The sequence below is a fragment of the Paenibacillus sp. JNUCC32 genome (assembly GCF_014863545.1).
Lineage (GTDB): Bacteria > Bacillota > Bacilli > Paenibacillales > Paenibacillaceae > Paenibacillus_AQ > Paenibacillus_AQ lautus_A.
Genome location: NZ_CP062260.1, coordinates 2,105,358 through 2,124,643 on the forward strand (window position 1 = coordinate 2,105,358; position 19,286 = coordinate 2,124,643).

The 19,286-nt window shown below is 48.9% G+C and carries 13 protein-coding genes; 11 read left to right on the top strand and 2 right to left on the bottom strand.

The features are described 5' to 3' along the window. Window positions 1–10: 10 nt before the first annotated feature. Window positions 11–1,585, top strand: a complete 1,575-nt coding sequence (locus JNUCC32_RS09540) for a glycoside hydrolase family 43 protein (protein ID WP_192571801.1) — start codon at window positions 11–13, stop codon at window positions 1,583–1,585. A gap of 221 nt (window positions 1,586–1,806) precedes the next feature. Here JNUCC32_RS09540 and JNUCC32_RS09545 read toward each other — a convergent pair whose 3' ends face one another. Beyond that, window positions 1,807–3,294 (bottom strand): alpha-N-arabinofuranosidase, encoded by a 1,488-nt coding sequence (locus JNUCC32_RS09545; protein WP_192571802.1) that lies wholly within the window; start codon window positions 3,292–3,294, stop codon window positions 1,807–1,809. 279 nt (window positions 3,295–3,573) lie between these two features. On the opposite strand from JNUCC32_RS09545, the gene JNUCC32_RS09550 reads away from it, so the two are divergent. From JNUCC32_RS09550 to JNUCC32_RS09590, 9 genes are all read left to right on the top strand, one after another. Then, on the top strand, window positions 3,574–5,283 hold the full coding sequence (locus JNUCC32_RS09550) for an extracellular solute-binding protein (protein ID WP_096773828.1): 1,710 nt from the start codon (window positions 3,574–3,576) through the stop codon (window positions 5,281–5,283). Window positions 5,284–5,371: 88 nt separating this feature from the next. Beyond that, the gene (locus JNUCC32_RS09555; protein WP_015735498.1) at window positions 5,372–6,274 is read left to right on the top strand and encodes an ABC transporter permease; all 903 of its coding nucleotides are present in this window, start codon (window positions 5,372–5,374) and stop codon (window positions 6,272–6,274) included. 12 nt (window positions 6,275–6,286) lie between these two features. After that, a complete protein-coding gene (locus tag JNUCC32_RS09560; RefSeq protein ID WP_015735497.1) occupies window positions 6,287–7,165 on the top strand; it encodes a carbohydrate ABC transporter permease in 879 nt (292 codons plus the stop codon). A 152-nt stretch (window positions 7,166–7,317) separates the two neighbouring features. Further along, window positions 7,318–8,937, top strand: a complete 1,620-nt coding sequence (locus tag JNUCC32_RS09565) for a sensor histidine kinase (RefSeq protein ID WP_228468915.1) — start codon at window positions 7,318–7,320, stop codon at window positions 8,935–8,937. Between the two features lie 3 nt (window positions 8,938–8,940). Next, complete coding sequence (locus tag JNUCC32_RS09570; protein ID WP_096773826.1) at window positions 8,941–10,659, top strand: response regulator transcription factor; 1,719 nt, start codon at window positions 8,941–8,943, stop codon at window positions 10,657–10,659. 648 nt (window positions 10,660–11,307) lie between these two features. Beyond that, window positions 11,308–12,573 (top strand): FAD-binding protein, encoded by a 1,266-nt coding sequence (locus JNUCC32_RS09575; protein ID WP_192571803.1) that lies wholly within the window; start codon window positions 11,308–11,310, stop codon window positions 12,571–12,573. A 580-nt stretch (window positions 12,574–13,153) separates the two neighbouring features. Beyond that, the gene (locus JNUCC32_RS09580) at window positions 13,154–13,705 is read left to right on the top strand and encodes a dihydrofolate reductase family protein (RefSeq protein WP_192571804.1); all 552 of its coding nucleotides are present in this window, start codon (window positions 13,154–13,156) and stop codon (window positions 13,703–13,705) included. A 127-nt stretch (window positions 13,706–13,832) separates the two neighbouring features. Next, window positions 13,833–14,414, top strand: coding sequence for a dihydrofolate reductase family protein (locus tag JNUCC32_RS09585; protein ID WP_228468916.1), 582 nt, complete (start codon window positions 13,833–13,835; stop codon window positions 14,412–14,414). Window positions 14,415–15,043: 629 nt separating this feature from the next. Continuing rightward, complete coding sequence (locus JNUCC32_RS09590) at window positions 15,044–15,430, top strand: DUF1259 domain-containing protein (protein ID WP_192571805.1); 387 nt, start codon at window positions 15,044–15,046, stop codon at window positions 15,428–15,430. A 631-nt stretch (window positions 15,431–16,061) separates the two neighbouring features. On the opposite strand, the gene JNUCC32_RS09595 is transcribed toward JNUCC32_RS09590, so the two are convergent. Further along, complete coding sequence (locus tag JNUCC32_RS09595; protein WP_192572640.1) at window positions 16,062–16,904, bottom strand: AraC family transcriptional regulator; 843 nt, start codon at window positions 16,902–16,904, stop codon at window positions 16,062–16,064. Window positions 16,905–17,020: 116 nt separating this feature from the next. Between JNUCC32_RS09595 and JNUCC32_RS09600 the strand changes: the two genes are divergently transcribed. Continuing rightward, complete coding sequence (locus JNUCC32_RS09600) at window positions 17,021–19,273, top strand: FAD-dependent oxidoreductase (RefSeq protein WP_192571806.1); 2,253 nt, start codon at window positions 17,021–17,023, stop codon at window positions 19,271–19,273. Window positions 19,274–19,286 lie beyond the last annotated feature (13 nt).

Sequence of the window (19,286 nt, forward strand, 5' to 3'; positions counted from 1 at the left end):
GGGAACTTAAATGAATATGATCACAAACCCCGTTCTTCGCGGTTTTCATCCCGATCCGTCCATATGCCGGGCGGGGGAGGATTATTATATCGCCACGTCCACCTTCGAATGGTTCCCGGGCGTACGGATTCACCATTCCCGGGACCTGGTTCATTGGAAGCCGATACAATCTCCGCTTACCCGGACATCGCAGCTGCATATGGAAGGCAACATCGATTCCGGAGGAGTATGGGCTCCCTGCCTTAGCTATGACAACGGCGTGTTTTACCTGATTTACACGGATGTCAAAAGCCGGATCGGCGCTTTTAAAGATACCCATAATTATCTTGTGACGGCAACGGATATCGAAGGCCCGTGGTCCGAGCCGGTGTATTTGAACAGCAGCGGATTCGATCCATCCTTATTCCATGATGAGGACGGACGCAAGTGGCTGGTCAATATGATTTGGGATCACCGTAAGGGAAAGAATCGGTTCTCGGGCATCGTGCTCCAGGAATATTCCGTTCAGGAACAAAAACTGATCGGGCCCGCCGTGAACATATTCAAAGGCACGGAATTAGGGCTGACGGAAGCGCCGCATCTGTACAAATATAAGGATTTTTTTTATTTAATAACGGCTGAAGGGGGAACCGGTTACGAGCATGCGGTGACGGTAGCACGCTCCCGCATGTTACAGGGCCCTTATGAGGTCGATCCTGCCAATCCGATCCTTACTTCATACGGCAGGCCGGATTTAATGCTCCAGAAGGCCGGTCACGGCAGTCTCGTCGAGACGCACACCGGCGAATGGTACTTGGCCCACCTGGTCGGCCGGCCCGTCAAAGGACAATTTTGCACGCTTGGCCGTGAGACGGCGCTGCAGCAGTGCACTTGGAGCGAGGACGGCTGGCTGCGGCTTGCGAACGGTGACCGATATCCCGAGGTTCAGGTGCCTGCACCGAAAATCAAGCCGCACCCTTTTGAACCGGTACCGGAGATGGACCACTTTGATCAACCCATGCTCCGGAGCGATTGGGATACGCTTCGTATTCCGCCGGATCCGACGTGGCTGAGACTTACGGAACGTCCCGGTTACTTGCGCCTGCGCGGCATGGAGTCGATGAGCTCGACGCACAGGCAGAGCATGGTCGCCCGAAGACTGCAGGCTTTTGCGTGCGAAGCCGAGACTTGTCTGGAGTTTGCACCGGACCATCCGCAGCAAATGGCAGGGCTGATTCTGTATTACGATACGAAAGACTATCTTTATTTACGGGTAACTTATCATGAAGAGAAAGGATTGTGCCTGGGAATCATTCAGTCCAGATACGGGGTTTACGATGAGCTGCTGGAGGATATTCCGCTGAAATCGGTGAACGGAATCCGGTTAAAGGTTGTGGTTGATCATGACCGTGCCTGCTTCTACTATGCGTTACAGGATGATCCGTCCTGGCACCCGGCAGGCGGATGGTTCGATATCACGCATCTGTCGGATGAATCTCCTGAATATATCCGGTTTACGGGAACCTACATCGGTCTTTGCGTGCAGGATCTTGGCGGGACCCGCAAACACGCTGATTTTGATTATTTTGTATATAAAGAAATGTGAATGGCAAAAGCGGTATCAGACCATTAAGTGCACCCCTTAGAATAGACATTGGAATCTCCTGGCTATTCCGATGATTTCTAGGGGTGCATTTAATGATGCAAATAAAGAACAAAATTCAAGCTTTTCAGAAGACTCAAGCAAAAAGCCTTCCGGCTTCATCTGTTGGGAAAGTGAAGCTGTCGACAAATCAACGAACTCGGCCACTAGCTAGCCTGGGTGCATTAAGACAACACGATTTCAGCAACGCAGCAGGCGGGAAGGTGCATATCCAAACGGTTGTCCTTAATTGGAATAACCGGCATCTTTTTTATTTCGACTTGCGGGGGACGTCCGAACGCGTTGTGGCTCGTCATGGTCCCAGAAATGTAACGAACTTCGGCAGAGGAAAACGCTTGGCCATCTAACACGCAAAGGAGCTGCTGGGACTCATCTGCGGACAAGTTCACTACTGTCGCGTGAACGCGGCCGTCCGCCCGTTTCGATGCGCTGACGTGCAGAGCCGGCACCTCGGCTTCGGTTGTCCCCGTCAGCTGCGGTTGTATATAGCTTTCGATCCGTGTCGAATCTTGATGCCCTTTATAGAGATCGAATACATGGTACGTCGGTGTGAGCACCATATCCTCGCCTTCCGTCAGGATGACCGATTGGAGCACATTGACCAGCTGTGCCAGATTGGCCATCTGAACCCGGTCGCTGTGGGCGTTAAATATATTCAGGGACACTCCGGCGACAATGGCGTCTCGCATCGCATTTTGCTGAAACAAGAATGCCGGGTGAGTCCCAGGCTCCGCCTCGTGCCAGGTTCCCCACTCGTCGATAATGATCGACACCTTCCCTTTGGGGTCGTAGCGATCCATGACATGTTTATGCCGGGTAATTAATTCATCCATATACAACGCTCGGCGCAGGGTGCGATAATAGGTCGCCTTGTCGAACTCCAGAGCCGGACCTTTGCGCTCCTCGGGATATTCGTCAGATTTGTAATATCCCGGCATGGTGTAGTAATGCAGAGACAATCCATCCATATTTGTGCCCGCTTCGCGCATCAAGGTTTCCGTCCAGGCATAATCGTTGCCGTCGGCACCGCAAGCAACCCTGAAAATCCGATGATTGCCGTAATTGCGAACATAAGTGTTGAATTGCTTGTACACATCGGCATAATATTCCGGCCGCATGTGCCCGCCGCATCCCCAATTCTCATTTCCGATGCCGACATATTCAACCTTCCACGGCTCGTGCCTGCCGTTCTGGCGCCTCCAGTTCGCCATTGGCGAGTCTCCGTCAAAGGTCATGTATTCAATCCATTCGCTCATTTCTCTAGGGGTACCGGATCCGACGTTGGCGGCGATATAAGCCGAGCAGCCGATCTGCTCGCATAGATCCAAAAACTCGTGGGTGCCGAATGAATTGTCCTCCACGACGCCGCCCCAGCCTGCATTCACGATGCGCTTGCGCTCAGCACCTACGCCGTCTTTCCAATTGTAATATTCAGCGAAGCATCCGCCGGGCCAGCGCAGCACCGGCACCCGGATATGCCGCAATGCCTCGACAACGTCGGTGCGTATCCCGCGGATATTGGGAATGGGGCTGTTTTCGTCGACATAAATGCTGCCATAAATACCTCGTCCCAAATGCTCTGAAAAATGCCCGTAAACATTTTTGTTGATTTTTCCGTACTTCCGCCCTGAATCGATGAACAGTAACGCCATAGCCTTCCTCTCCATTCGGAAAAATTATAATTGCTAGACCTGTGAACTTCCTTGCGATGTTCCATTATAGCGCTTTCATTTTAACGGTTCAACCCGATTTCATGCTCCCAAACGAGGTCGTAAAGAAATGATAAACTTGTTGAAAACTGCGAGCATGGGGTGAGACAAAAGAGTAAACAAATGTTAGAAATGTAACAGCTCGCCTGTATTCATTCCTAATTTTCAGGGTTAAAATGAAACGTGATTCAAGGCAAAAACGATTTCAAGGGGGTTATTAGCATGAAACGAAGGGTTTACCCGAAAGTCGTCCTCATCTTAGCGACAATACTTTTAACAGGATTGATCACCGCATGTAGTTCCGACTCAAACAATCAACAGTCAGCCAATCCGTCAGGAAACAGTTCAGGCAAATCATCTGAAGGGGGAGCCGTCGCAGCGGAAGGACCTTTCGGCAAATATGAAGAACCGCTTACGATTCGATTTGCCCGCGATGTAGACAACGATATGCAGGATAACATCATACCCAAAACACCTGGCGAAACAGTGGAAGACAACCGCTGGTTGAAAGCGTTCTCGGAAAAACTGGGAATCAACGTAAAATACGATTGGACGGTCAGCGGCGGGGATGCTTATACCCAAAAGGTTAACGTAACGTTAACATCTGGGGATATTCCGGACATGATCCGCGTCACAGCCGCACAAATGAAACAGATGGCTGAAGCAGATATGATCGAGGATCTCACACCGTACTGGGACGAATATGCTTCTGACCAAATGAAGGAGCTGTACGCGGTGCAAGGGCCTGCGGTCCTCCAGGCCGCTACGGTTGATGGTAAGATGATGGGCCTTGGTCCGCCGGAGGTATACGGAGACGGCGTATTTATCTGGCTTCGTGCCGACTGGTTAGAGAAACTCGGGCTTTCAGAGCCCAAAACGATGGATGATGTGATTGCAATCAGTAAAGCGTTTACCACGCAGGACCCGGACGGGAACGGGGTCAACGACACCTACGGTCTAGCAATTACGAAGGATCTGTACGGCGGAGCCATGGGGCTGGAAGGTTTTTTTGCCGGCTACCACGCGTACCCGAACATGTGGATCGATGACGGATCGGGAAATCTGGTTTGGGGCAGTACGCTTCCTGAAGTAAAGGAGGGATTGAAAGCGCTGTCTTCAATGTATAAAGCCGGTGAAATCGACAAGGAATTCGGAGTTAAGGACGGCGGCAAGGTGGCTGAGACGATAGCCGCCGGCAAGGTGGGCATGGAGTTCGGGCAACAATGGAATCCGATGTACCCGCTCATCAGCAACTATCAGAACGATCCGGGTGCTGATTGGAAAGGCTACGCCTTGGTTTCGGTGGACGGGGAACCGGTGCTGTCACCGCAGAAATTTGCCGCATCGGAGTTCTGGGTCGTCAGAAAAGGATTTTCCAATCCGGAAGCCCTGGTGAAAATGTTTAATTTGCACATTGAGTTGAACTGGGGAGAAAGCGGAGATTTCGATTATTATTATATGCCCTCCGCGAATGACAGCGTAGGCGTGTGGAAATATTCGCCGGTACAACCTTACCCGCCATTTAAAAACGTGAATGCGTTCCAGGAAATCGAGGAGGCGCGTAAGAATAAAACCTTGGATCAGCTAACCGGCGAGGCACTGTCGATTCAGAAAAATATGGAAGCCTTCAACAATGGAGAAACCACTTTATGGGGATGGCCTAAAATTTATGGGGAAGACGGCGTGTTCCAGCATAGCGTGAAGTACCTGGAGAATGACCATTTCATGCTTGAGGCGTTTGCCGGACCGCCTACCCAAACGATGGCGGAAAAGCAGTCTACACTAAAAGCACTGGAAACCGAGGTATTTGTCAAAATCATTATGGGCGCCACTTCGATTGATGAGTTCGACAAGTTCGTAGAGAACTGGAATACGCTTGGGGGAGCCGATATGACCAAAGAAGTCAATGAGTGGTACGCATCTGTAAAATAAGTACCTAGAACCATGAGAAAGGATGCTGCATTGATCAAGGGCATCCTTTCCCTTCCTCATTCTCATCTTAAGAAACGGGTGATTTATTATGCAAAAAAGAAGCTGGAAAAGGGAATTGCCTCTGCATGTTATGATTTTGCCGGGTTTTCTTTTTTTGCTGGTATTCAATTACCTTCCCATTGGCGGAATCATTATTGCGTTCCAAAAGTTTATACCGGCGAAAGGTTTGTTCGGCGATCAGGACTGGATTGGTCTGCGCAACTTCGAATATGTAATGAACCTGCCCAACTTCGATAACATCATGTGGAATACGTTTTATATCGCGATGATGAAAGTCATTCTAGGACTGCTTGTGCCCATTGTGATTGCGATTCTATTAAACGAGGTCCGGCATATGGCATTGAAGAGAGGAGTGCAGACCGCGATTTACTTGCCCCATTTTTTATCCTGGGTAGTATTGGGCGGAATCTTTATCGAAATTCTGTCACCGAATGACGGCTTGGTCAACCGGGCGCTTCAATCGTTCGGGATTGAACCGATCTTTTTCCTTGGGGACAATCGGTGGTTCCCAAACACCATGATTTTGACAGACGTATGGAAAGAGTTTGGATACGGAACCATCATCTATCTGGCCGCGCTTACAAGCATCAACCCGAACCTGTACGAAGCGGCGCAAATCGACGGAGCGAGCCGTTGGAGGCAGACGCTTCACGTGACGCTGCCGGGGATGCAGATGGTTATCGTATTGCTTATGGTTCTTAATTTGGGGAATTTGCTGAATGCCGGATTTGACCAGATTTTTAACATGTACAGCCCGATGGTATATGAAAGCGGGGATATTCTCGATACCTTCGTGTACCGCATCGGACTGCTGGATGCGCAATTCGGGGTTGCAACCGCAGTAGGATTATTCAAGTCCGTTATCGCGCTTGTTCTCGTGTCCGTCTCCTATTACATCGCGTATAAAGTTGCGGACTACAGGATTTTCTAAGGAGGGACCGATATGCCTGTAAAAAAGAGGCTGGATTGGTTTGTTGTGTGCAATAGTATATTCTTGATCGCAGTCGGAATGCTGTGTTTGATTCCGATGATACACATTCTGGCCGTGTCATTAAGCTCCAGCGCTGTCGCTGCAACAGGAACCGTAACCTTGTGGCCGAAGGAATTTACGTTGAAATCCTATGAATTTGTCGCACATCGTTCAGCCTTTTGGCAATCGATGCTCGTTTCCTTGGAACGCATCGCATTGGGAGGGACGCTGAATCTCGTTTTGATCGCTACAGTCGCATATCCGCTTTCGAAAGAAAAGGGAGAATTCCGGCTGCGCACCTTTTATTCATGGGCCTTTTTTATTACAATGATATTTGGGGCCGGATTAATTCCGACGTATATGGTTGTCAAGCAGCTCGGGTTGATCGACACGATCTGGGCGCTGGTCTTCCCAACTGCAATTCCTGTATTCAGTGTCATTTTGCTGTTGAATTTTTTTCGAGCAGTGCCAAAGGAACTGAGTGAGGCCGCGTTTATCGATGGTGCCGGACATTGGCGAACGCTGTGGCAGATTTACGTTCCGGTATCCTTGCCGGCTCTTGCGACCATTCTGCTATTTTCACTGGTCACGCACTGGAACAGCTGGTTCGATGGGTTAATCTATATGAACGATCCCAGCCATTACCCGATCCAGAGCTACATTCAGACGATCGTCGTTCAGCGCTCGTTAGCCACGATGACGCCGGAAGAGGCCAAGCTCATGGCGGACATTTCGGATAAGACGCTGCGTTCGGCCCAGATTTTCCTTGGAGCTCTGCCGATCATCTGCGTGTATCCGTTCCTGCAGCGTTTCTTTGTCAAAGGAATTGTACTCGGGAGCGTGAAAGGATAAACACGAAAGGCCGACCTCGTTTCCCGCAATAATAATCGTGAATAAGGGAGGGAGGGCAGATCAAGAACAGCATTTTCGCACGATTGATCGCGTCCTTCTTATTGGCGATCGTCCTAATTATTTTCTTGGGCATCTATTTGTACAATTGGAGCTTGAACACCGTAAAAAATGAAATTATTAATTCTTCGACCGCACAGGTTTCGTTCTACCTTACCAGCCTGGAGGAGGAGATCGAACGCATTAAAATTTTGCAACACGAAAGCTTGACTGATGAATACCTGGGCAAACTCGCGGTACGTTATTCCATCATGGACGAGTATGAAATCATGGAAAGCATGCGAAAGCTCCATCAGCGTCTCGTCACTATTCATAACAGCAGCTCCTACACCTCGAATGTAAGCGCACACATTTTACCGATTCAAAAAACCATTTCCTCCACGGCTACCGTAAGTCCGATCGATATGGACAAATTCGATCAGATTCGCGTTCCGGCGGGGGAAACTGGCGCGCAGCTGGTACAATACAAGAATAATCTTTACATAACCACTCTTCATACCGGAAATGCCGGCTTGCCTCAAAAGTACATGATCGAGATTGAACTGGATACGGCGGCGTTTCAAGAGGCGTTGGGCCAGTTTCATACCTACGACAACAGCGGATCCTTTTTAATTGATCTCACGCACGACATCGTCATTAGCGGCAAAGGTAACGATGCAAATGTACGCTTACAAGATTTGGCGGGAAACTACCATGAACTGAAGAACGGGAATGTCACATACAGCAACATAAACGGTCAGAAAATGTATGTGGTGTCTGTCAAATCGGAATATTTGAATATGCTCTTACTGCGTTATATTCCCCAAGAGCTCATCTTTGTGCCGTTGCAGGATTTTTATATCTGGCTGTGGGTATTCACCGGTGCAGGCGCAATGATTATGTTGTTTTACTCTATCTACACCTATAACTTAATTCACAAGCCCATGCGTAAGCTTGTCGGATCGTTCCGACACGTCGAGAGCGGAAATTTTAACGTCTCGATCCACGTAAACAGCAAAAACGAGTTCGGTTATCTTTATCAAGGCTTTAATTCCATGGTACAGAACGTATCTGCTTTGATCGAGCAGGTATACAAGCAGAAAATTCTAAACCAGAGAGCGGAACTAAAGCAATTGCAATCGCAAATTAGTCCGCATTTTTTATATAACAGTTTGTTTTTGATTAACACGATGGCCAAACTAGGGGACGATAATTTAATCCCGTTTACTAAGCTGCTGGGCGATTATTTTCAGTTTATTACAAGAAATGCTTCGGATTTTTTGCCGCTGCGTGAGGAAGTGGAGCACGCACGGACCTATAGCGAGATCCAGTTCATGCGTTTTCCAAGCCGGCTGACGATCCAATTTGAAGATCTTCCGGATGAGGTCAAGGAAATTCAGGTGCCTAGATTGATTCTTCAACCGATTCTTGAAAATGCATTCAAATATGCTGTGGAACAAACCAAAGTCAAAGGCTTGATCACAATGCGCTTTCAGCAGGACGACCACGCATTGCGTATAATCGTAGAGGACAACGGAACGGATCTGTCGGAGTCCAAATTATCCGCGCTCCAAAAGCTCCTTTACGATACGTCCAATATCGAGACCTCAGGTCTGATTAACATTCATCGCCGGCTTCGCTTGATATATGGTGACGAACACGGCCTGATTTTGGAACGAAGCGCAATGGGCGGCTTGAAGGTGACGCTGCAACTTGACCCGAAAGCGAGTGTGTAAGGGATGTACAGACTCCTGATTGTCGATAACGAAGAGATTATAGTGAATCATCTTTATGAAATTTTTCGAGGATTTGACCATTTGGATCTCGATGTCTATAAAGCATATGGGGGAGAAGAAGCCATTGAGTGGCTCAACCGTACAAGAATTGATATCGTGTTGACCGATATCGACATGCCCCACATTGACGGTCTGCAGCTCATGGAGGAGATTTTTCGAAGCTGGCCTCAGTGCAGAGTGATTTTCTTGACAGGGCACAGTGAATTCAGATATGTATACAAAGCGATTCAGTATCAGGATGTCAGCTATATTCTGAAGACCGAGAATATCGACAAAGTGATTCAGGTGGTCGAAGAGACCGTATCAAAAATCCGCCAGGAAATCAAAACGGAAGATCTGATCCGGGAGGCCAAAGAACAAATAAACATAGCGCTGAATTTGTTTCAAGAAGATTATCTTCTAGGCATGTTAAAAGGCAGCCGCGGGTTACAAGCCAGCCAATCACAGTTCGAAGAATTGTCGATCCCTCTGAATGTTAAGTGGCCGGTTGCCCTGGTCGTGGGCAAGATCGATAAATTCCCCGACTCTACCGGTTATATGCAGAAGATGCAGCAAATCTATGCCGTACGTCAAATCATGCATAGGTACTTAGCGACCCGTGTCAATTTTGTGATTGTGCTGGATGATAGTCGCAGATTCGTGATTTTTATTCAGCCTAAGGAGTCGTTGTCCGCTACCGGTACTGAGAATGCGGAGACCATCCTACAGACGTTCAATAAAACAGTGTCGTTCCTTAAAGGAATATTGGAAGTCATCCAGTCGGCATGCCAGGAAAATATCGGACTTCCGATCAGCTTTACAATCGGCAGCCAAGCGGATGGGTGGGAATCGGTTTCCAATAAGTATCACTCGCTCCACCACTTGCTCAATTACCGGATCGGACTCGAAAATACAGTTCTTCTGATCGACGATGTGGTTAGTCATGATGAACCCGATGAGGCAGGCAATGTTCAGGGTTTGAAGGAAGAGGATCTCGAAGGAGAAAGGCTTGCGCGGGTGCTTAAGTCCAACGATCTTTCGCTTATCGAGCAATATCTGGAGGCAGGACAAAGGAGTAAGTATTTTGAAGCCTTGGAGCTGCTTCTTGGTCCTATCAGAGACGTTCGCACAAAAAATAATGCTTTTGCCCAGGAAATTTATTACACTGTGTCCCTGTATTTGATGTCCTATATCAATCGATGGGCACTCAATGAGAAGATTGAAGCTCAGTTGGGTCAAAACAGACTGATGCGGATCGATTTTTTTGACAGTTGGAGCGAAGCTTCCTTATATTTGACGGAGTTATCGTCTGTGTTGTTCGACTTGCAAAAAGTAGAGCAGAAAAAACGCGCGGATCATATCATCGATTTTTTGCAGGAATTCATTCGGAATCATTTGGATGAAGACCTGTCGTTGGTGCGATTGGCGGAACAAGTATATTTGAATCCGTCATATTTATCCCGTATCTACAAACAGGAAACCGGAAACAATCTGACGGAGTTTATCGACTCCTCCCGTCTTATGCAAGCGAAGCGTTTACTTCATAGCGAGAATCTCCGAATCGGTGAAGTTGCCCGCCGTGTGGGCTACGAAACCGCAACCTCTTTTACTCGTTTTTTCAAAAAGGCTACCGGCTGTTCACCGCAGGAATACAAGGAAAAGCATATGATCCAAAAGCCATAGCCGGCATGCCAGCGCTGATTCGAAACATGCCGATTCTTATTCTTGACGAGGGCACCTCGGCTGTGGATGCAGACTGCTATCAAATTGAAACGACATAATGCCCTACATGCTTTCAACTACAAGATCAGAGTTCCCAGATACTATCGATGTGGCTCGCTGAATGAATCGCGACAATCCCCCTGAAATGTCATCGAGAAATCAGGATCATAAGAATAATTTTGAGATGATAGAAGAGGGAACAGAAGCTAGCTTACTCGACAACCATGAGAAATTACTATTTTGTCGGGCACAAGAACATAATCCCATTAAAAGTCGCTAATTTAGCGACTTTTTTTTCGATACAAGTTCTTGGCCCAAGCCAAGGACAAGAACATTGTCCGGTTGCCGATTAGATAAGTTTCTAACTACGGATTCCATGCAAATTCATTATGCTAATGGGCAGGAAAGCGGGGCGCTATGCCGAATACCTAGTTTTAAGTTGATTTTCCTGTAAGGTAATGGTAAATCAACACAAAGGTGCGATAGCCTCTGTTTGTGAAAGTTTATGAGTACCGTTTGGACGGAAGTGAGGAGTATTTGGATAATCAGGTAAACCAATGATCAAATAGATTCAGGACAAAAACCAGCATATGAAATAGGAGCGTACATATGGGAGATAAACTGAACTGGGCCGGGAATTATCGCTACTGTTCGATGGAGTTGCTTGAGCCTAAAAGTCTAGATGAAGTTAAGGACCTAGTTGTTAGCCGCACAAGCATACGCGTGCTTGGCTCGCGCCACTCTTTTAACGGGATTGCCGACACCGGGGGCAGCCATCTTTCGCTTCGAAAGATGAATCGGGTAATCGATCTCGACCGTGTACAGAGAACTGTAACCGTCGAGGGTGGCATTCGGTATGGCGATCTGTGCCGCTATTTAAATGATCATGGCTATGCGTTGCATAATTTAGCATCGCTGCCGCACATAAGCGTGGCTGGCGCCGTGGCGACAGCCACGCACGGCTCGGGTGATCTGAATGCAAGCCTGGCGTCTTCTGTACGTGCTATCGAGCTAATGAAATCGGATGGAGAAGTTACGGTACTCACACGCGGGATAGACCCCGACTTCGATGGGGCGGTTGTCGGACTCGGCGGACTTGGAGTCGTCACAAAGCTTAAACTGGATTTAGTACCCTCGTTCCAGGTAAGTCAGATCGTATATGATCGTCTTCCTTTTTCTGCACTGGATCACGGCATAGACGAAATTTTTTCTTCCGCATACAGTGTCAGCTTGTTTACGGATTGGGCAGAGCCCATATTCAATCAAGTGTGGGTAAAACGAAAGGTGGGAATAAACGGGGAGGATGAGATATCTCCCGATTTCTTCGGGGCTTTGCCAGCTCCGGAAAAACGGCATATGGTAACTGGCCAATCTGTGGTGAACTGTAGCGAGCAGATGGGCGCTCCTGGACCATGGTATGAACGGTTGCCTCATTTCCGCATGGAATTTACCCCCAGCGCGGGCAACGAACTGCAAAGTGAATATTTCGTTCCGAGGCGTCATGCGGTCGAGGCAATGCGTGCGCTAGGAAAACTGCGTGATAGAATTGCGCCTCTGCTCTTTATCTCCGAGATTCGAACAATTGCATCGGATACCTTCTGGATGAGCCCATGCTACCGGCAAGACAGTGTTGGTTTTCATTTTACATGGAAGCCGGACTGGGAGCGCGTGCGCCAATTACTTCCGCTTGTAGAACGTGAACTCGAACCGTTTGGAGCACGCCCACATTGGGCGAAACTGTTTACGATGGAGTCGGAAATGATACAAGCTCGGTATGAGCGGTTAGCGGATTTCCGTCAGCTGCTACTTCGATACGATCCAATAGGGAAGTTTCGAAATACGTTTCTGGATCATTACATTATGCATAGATGTTAAGGATAAGGATTAATCACCATTTTAGAAAAAGTGATGTAATGGAATGAAACAAAAATGTTAATATGTTGCATTCGCTAAGACCTCCAACACTGAAATATAGGGTTGGGGGTTTTTAGATGGTAACATAATATATATTCCGTTAACTTCTTCAATAGTTAAGGAAAGAGGAAACGTATGGATATACAAAGTATCTCAGAAATGATAGATACAGATTGACTTCGTACCCTATCAAACAACGATCTTCACTCTGAAAAAAGGAATCACTTTTAAGATAGTAAAGTATACGAACTAACTTGGGACTGTCTCGTTGAAGTTTATCAGATATTGGAATCAAAGGGAGGGATAAAAATTTGTTTTGATGAACTAGAAGTAGACTTGGAAAATAGACTGGAACGTAACAGAAATCCTCAATGACTAAAACACAAACCTACTTAATAAGTTAACGGGCAAAATTGTTTAATTTACTATCCTCCATTTTACTAAAGTTGTATTCGGTCTGGCCCAGACTGTTCATATCAGCAATCTATGAGAAACATGGCCTGCTTTTGGATGATAAAATGTAGGCATAAGGAGGTTGCATATGGGACGTATAATCCTGATGATGAATGTGACACTGGACGGTTGCTGTGACCACAAGCAGGTAATTGCGGATGAGGATCTCCACCAGTATACGATGGACTTGATGGACGAGTCGGATGGTCTGCTTTTCGGACGTAAAATCTACCAGTTGATGGAAAGTGCTTGGCCATCCATTGCCAGCAGCGGCGACGGACCTCAGTTCTTGGTCGACTTCGCGCGGAAGCTCGATCGGAAACCCAAGTACGTCTTTTCGCGGACGCTGGATCACGTGTCGTGGCAGAACTCTTTCTTGTTGAAGGGGCCTGTTTCCGAGGAGGTGCCGCGACTTATGGCAGAAGGGAAGAACCTAGTCGTTAACGGCGGTCCCGGACTCGGGTCCACCCTGGCACAACTAGGCTTAGTGGATGAGTATCACTTTCTGGTGCAGCCCATCGTTGCCGGACATGGCCCCCAATTATTGGGAGGAGTTCGTGATCGACTGAATCTGAAGCTGACCGAGACCAAGCCTTTCGGCTCCGGCGCCGTCGTGCTCCACTACACGCCCGTTCGATAACACTGCCTGGCTGATCACCGCGGCTTGGCACTGCTATACGAGCCATAATACATTTGTCGGCTGCTTCGTTTATATCACAAGGATTGCAAATTCAGAAGTCATACTTGGTCTGGCTGGAAACTGAAAATTGGAGGGCGTTATGGAAATGGCTAAACTGATCTATGCAGCCAACGTTTCTTTGGACGGTTACATTGAGGACGAACACGGCAATATCGAGTGGACGATCTCCGATGACGAGGTATTTGCGTTCTGGACTGACTTCGAGCGGCCGATTGGCACCTACCTATACGGGCGCCGATTGTACGAGTCGATGGTGTACTGGGAGACGGCGAGCGCCAAGCCCAGTGATCAACCAGAGGTAATACGGGAATTCGCACAGATTTGGCGAGCAGCTAAGAAGATCGTGTTCTCCCGGACACTTCTGGCGGTTTCAAGCGCCAGGACTAGGATCGAGCGCGAATTCGATCCTGAAGCGATCCGGAGGCTGAAGGAGTCTTCAGGAGCCGATATCACGATTGGCGGCCCCGAGCTTGCTGGGGAGGCGATGAGAGCGGGACTGATCGACGAGTGTCATCTGCTTCTTAATCCGATCGTCTTGGGTGGAGGTAAACGAGCATTGCCGGACAACCTCAGCATGCGGCTCGAGCTGCTCGGTGTGCGCCACTTCCCAAGCGGCGTTGTTCATCTTCACTACCGCATGATTGTCTGACAATGGCGCTAGATTGAATACAAGAGATGTCATGTTATCAGATACCGGTATGGCGATAGGCTGATATAAACAAAGTCGCACAATGTGCGGCTTTTTATTGTGCATAAAATAATCAATAAGCATCACGTTGGCAGGAACGATCACAAACCCACGATGACCTTGTTACTCGTAATCATGCCTATCGTGCTCGATGTCACGCATGACGAAGACCCTGGCTTCATAATTCAGGTGGGGTCTCTTCATATGAATTAATATATAGGCGTACCCCCACTGAGCTTAATGATCAATGGTCTCCAAAACAACAGCCTAATCAAAATCTTCTCTTTCGCAAGTTTAGAGTAATAAAATAAATGGTATCCGTGGGCTGCTGTACGTATCGCGTTTCTCCGATGCGGCATTAGACTATATCAGGACTTCAGGGCGAATGCCTTGAACCTACAAATGTCTAGTCTTCAGTAGGAGGATATATCTGTGCCGCTCAAAAAATATGTTACCCGTTGGCTATTCCCCCGATTCTAATGCCGAAGCTCAGCCGAGCCAGGGGTACCTATTACGAAGTGAAAATGAATCAGGTCAAGCAAAAGCAGTTCCGGAATCTGCTACGCTTTTAAGGAGGAATTCGGTTGAGCATGAGTAGAAATGAACGTATTTGCGGAAGGTTTGCCAAAATCATTGGAGGAACCCCCGGATTTGCAGGCGGAAAATGCGTCGCAACCATTTCGCGCAATCGAGTAAAGGCAACGATTTTAAAGAAAAGGTTTATGTTAACCTCATCATTCTCGTTTGAATCGTTAAATGCTGTGACTGGTAGAGCGTTGTGTTTGGGAAGAGTTGCCCTGTTGCAAAAGGAAACGGATCGGTTTATCGCAAGCCTTCTTAAACAGGGCATCATCGTTTCGTCCATTCATAACGAATGGCTGTTCGAGCGCCCCAGATTGATCTATGTCAACATCGAAGCGGTACAAAAGCCGCTCATTTTCGCCAGAAAAGTCAGAAGAGCGCTTGACTTGCTGTAACCACTAGGCTCGCCTCCGCTTGGTCAGTTTAGCCGTGGAGGCTACTAGATATAACAAAAATCCAACTACACCGCGCGTGGTACCGCTTTTTAGTTGTTCTAGAAGGGGGAAGAGCAAGTAAAGCCACCTGCAGTGCAAGCGGCCTTCGCTCTACCAGTTCAGGACATCATCTGTCCCAGTTATGTACCCGTCTCACATACACTGCCTCATGTGGCATTGCAAGCAATAAAAATGATTTGAAACGTTGATGAACAAAGGGATGAAACGGATATACAGGTAAATGAGGAATTCAAAATGGAAGAAGGACTGGAAGACATTACTCAATAAAATCGTACAGTCCCTTCATCCGAATCGGCCGCTAAGCATCCCCGTCTCCCTAAGCGAAAGAGACGATGCGTGGTGTCTGACAACGGTCAAGGCATACCACTGCCGCAACAGGAAGAATACTTCGAGCGGTTCATCCCCGGCGAGAACTAGAAGCATGCCATTCCCGGCCTGGCCTTCGCCATACGTTCGCAGGCAGTTGGCTCAAGCTCAGAGCAGGCTGCTAACGGTTAGGGAAAGCTCGGAACAATGAAGTCTATTTGTCCTGTCGCTTCCTACTATTGAATAGAGGGGATTGTTGCAGGCATTAGACCCGGTTCGTTTTCCGGTAAGCGGAAGGACTGACTTTCATCAGCTTCGTGAACACGCGGCTGAGGTAGAAGCCATTGTTGAAGCCGCAAGCTAATGCGATCTGCTCTAAATTCAGATGGGTATCGACGAGCAAGGACTTTGCTTGCTCCAGCCTAATATGGCTTAAATAGCGCGAAGGAGTCATCCCCACGCTTCGTGTGAATCTGCGGGTGAGCTGAACGGGACTGATGCCCAGCTCGTCCGCTAGCAGCAGCATGCTCATGTCCTTATAGGCGTTTTGCTGGATATAGAGCCGAGCCTGCTCCATCAGAGGATCGGCAGGTTCTTTGTCTACGCCAACCACGCCGGCCGCTATCGACTGCAAACAAAAGAACCAAATATCGTTCAGCGCATGGTTTTGCCAATAGCTCCGCTGATCGATCTCCGCGGCTGCTTCGTCCTGCCTCTTGAAATATCTCAAATTATCGGCAAACCTCTCCTTATGCGCGACTGTGGGCTTGTAGGCAGAAGCCGCTAAACGATGATGGACGTCCTGCTCTGCCTCTTGCCCTGCAACCGCATCTCCCGATATAGAGCCTAACGAAAATCCGATGAAATGAAAGGACGGCGCATGGATAACGTCGCGATGAAAATCGACGCCCGGAGGGCAAACGATGACGTCGCCCATCTGCGCCACTCCCTCGCTGTCGCCGATCCCATAACGGAAGCTGCCGCCCTCCACAGCAAATAGAACCCAATGTCCGTAGGTGTCCACGCTGTATTGAAATTTCTTCTTATGATTCCAAAAGACATGATGCATTAGGCTAGGATATAGGATGGGGCTTCGATTCAACATCATCACCGCAATCAGCTCCAGAATGAAATAAAGTATATGCCAATATGATAGCGCAGTGCATGTTAAATAACGACCCCCTCGATTAAGATGATAGTAATTCTAGACTTGGGGGGATTCGATTGAAGTTTGAATTCGTAAAATCCGACATTACCGTTATTGGCGGAGGATTGGCCGGCGTATGCGCTGCCGTTGCAGCCGCACGTCTCGGCCAAACCGTGTCGCTCGTGAACAACAGACCCGTACTCGGAGGCAATTCTAGCAGCGAGGTACGGGTGTGGGTATGCGGCGCTACGGCGCATGGCACGCAGCGTTACGCGAGAGAAACCGGCATCATGGGAGAAATGTTCGTCGAGAATCAATACCGGAACCCGGATGGAAATCCGTATTTATGGGATCTCGTAGTACTCGAGACGGTCCGAGCTGAGCCGAACATTGCTTTGTTTCTCAATACGGATGTGCACGAGGTCGAAGCGGAGGGCGCGGAGGAGGAGCGCACCATTAAGTCGGTCACGGGCTGGATGATGGGCTCCGAGCGGAAAATCCGGTTTGAAAGCGATATGTACATAGATTGTACAGGAGATGGCCTTGCGGGTTTCCTGGCAGGCGCTAAATACCGGATCGGCCGCGAGGCAGCAGAGGAATACAACGAGGACTGGGCTCCGGAGACGGCGGACGATATTACGCTTGGCAGCACGCTCCTGTTCTATACGAAGGAGGCCGATCGGCCGGTCAAATACATTCCGCCGAGCTTTGCGAAGGACATTACCCAAACGGCGATCCCGATGAAGCGGGTCATTCGCAGCGGCGACTCAGGCTGCCACTATTGGTGGATCGAATGGGGCGGCGAGCTGGATACGGTGCATGATAATGAACGAATACGCGATGAGCTCTGGTCGGTCATTTACGGGGTATGGGATTATATCAAAAACTCCGGCAATTTCGATGCCGATCGCATGACGCTGGAATGGGTCGGATCGCTCCCTGGCAAACGGGAGTATCGCCGATTCACGGGAGATTATATGTTGAACCAAAACGATATTATCACGCAGGAGCCCTTCACTGATCGCATCGCCTTCGGAGGCTGGTCGATAGATCTTCATCCGCCGCAAGGCATGTATTCGACAGAGAGCGGTTCAAAGCATTTATTTTCGGACGGCATCTATCATATTCCATTTCGGTGTCTGTACTCCAGCAACGTCAGCAATCTGATGTTCGCAGGCCGCGATATCAGCGCAACTCACGTCGCATTCGGTACCACGAGGGTAATGGCAACCTGTGCGGTCATCGGCGAAGCAGCCGGAAGCGGTGCCGCACTGTGCGTGCAGAAAGGGATATCGCCGCGTGCTCTGCACCGTGACCATATGAACGACCTGCAACAGACGATGCTCAGGCAGGATGCGTCGATTATCGGGATCGCGGCAAACGACCCTAACGATCACGCCAAGTCGGCCCGTATTACGGCATCCAGCACAATGACCAAAGTTTCGCTGACGGACTCAACCTATACGCACCCGTTGGATAAAGAACTGGGCATCCTGTTTCCAGTGAATCCCTCGCTTGAATCGGTGAAGCTGCTGATCGATGCGGCAAAGGCTGCTACTCTTGAAGTGGAGCTGTGGCATACGGATAAAGGTGAAAACTACGTGCCAAAGCAGATGGTAGCTGAAGCATCGGTGTCAGTAGCCGAAGGTACCGGGCAATGGGTTAAGCTGGACTTATTTTGGCAGCCCGATGCAGCCTGTAATGCATTCCTTATTATTAAGGCGAACGAAGCGATTCAGCTGCACGGATCGGATTGTCCGATGACCGGCGTGCTGTGCTTTGAGAAGGGGCCAAAGCCGATCGTCTCTACGCTTTTAGAGGATCGTCAACCGGATCAGCCGGTCGTACAGTGGAGCATGCGCCGTTGGAACCGCAAGCCGCTGTGTCTGCAGGTTACGCCAAATACGGAAGCGTACGCTGCCGCAGCGGTGACAGACGGGTATATTCGGCCGTTTGCCGGTCCGCATTTATGGATGTCCGAGCCGATGTCTCCAGGCAAACCGGAATGGCTGCAGCTGGAGTGGGCTGAAGTGCAATCGATCGCCGAGATCCACGTCACCTTTAACGACGACGTTAATGAAGATTTAATCAATTTGCACCATCATCGCACGGCTTTCGAAGCGATTCCCGAGCTCGTCCGAGCTTATCGGATAGAGGCGCTCATCGGTGAGGAATGGGTTACACTGGCTGAAGAGAAGCACAACCATAAGCGCAAAAAAGTGCATAAGCTCAGCCGTTCCATCTCGTCACATACGATTAGACTATGGATCAACGAAACGAACGGAGGACCACGCGCGGAGGTTGCCGAAATAAGAGTTTATGCTCTATAATGGAATAAAATAA

Coding starts and splice junctions, on each gene's coding strand:
- JNUCC32_RS09555 (WP_015735498.1), top strand. CDS start 5,372: ATGCAAAAAAGAAGCTGGAAAAGGGAATTGCCTCTGCATGTTATGATT.
- JNUCC32_RS09560 (WP_015735497.1), top strand. CDS start 6,287: ATGCCTGTAAAAAAGAGGCTGGATTGGTTTGTTGTGTGCAATAGTATA.
- JNUCC32_RS09540 (WP_192571801.1), top strand. CDS start 11: ATGAATATGATCACAAACCCCGTTCTTCGCGGTTTTCATCCCGATCCG.
- JNUCC32_RS09595 (WP_192572640.1), bottom strand. CDS start 16,904: ATGATGTTGAATCGAAGCCCCATCCTATATCCTAGCCTAATGCATCAT.
- JNUCC32_RS09550 (WP_096773828.1), top strand. CDS start 3,574: ATGAAACGAAGGGTTTACCCGAAAGTCGTCCTCATCTTAGCGACAATA.
- JNUCC32_RS09545 (WP_192571802.1), bottom strand. CDS start 3,294: ATGGCGTTACTGTTCATCGATTCAGGGCGGAAGTACGGAAAAATCAAC.
- JNUCC32_RS09590 (WP_192571805.1), top strand. CDS start 15,044: ATGAGTAGAAATGAACGTATTTGCGGAAGGTTTGCCAAAATCATTGGA.
- JNUCC32_RS09580 (WP_192571804.1), top strand. CDS start 13,154: ATGGGACGTATAATCCTGATGATGAATGTGACACTGGACGGTTGCTGT.
- JNUCC32_RS09570 (WP_096773826.1), top strand. CDS start 8,941: ATGTACAGACTCCTGATTGTCGATAACGAAGAGATTATAGTGAATCAT.
- JNUCC32_RS09575 (WP_192571803.1), top strand. CDS start 11,308: ATGGGAGATAAACTGAACTGGGCCGGGAATTATCGCTACTGTTCGATG.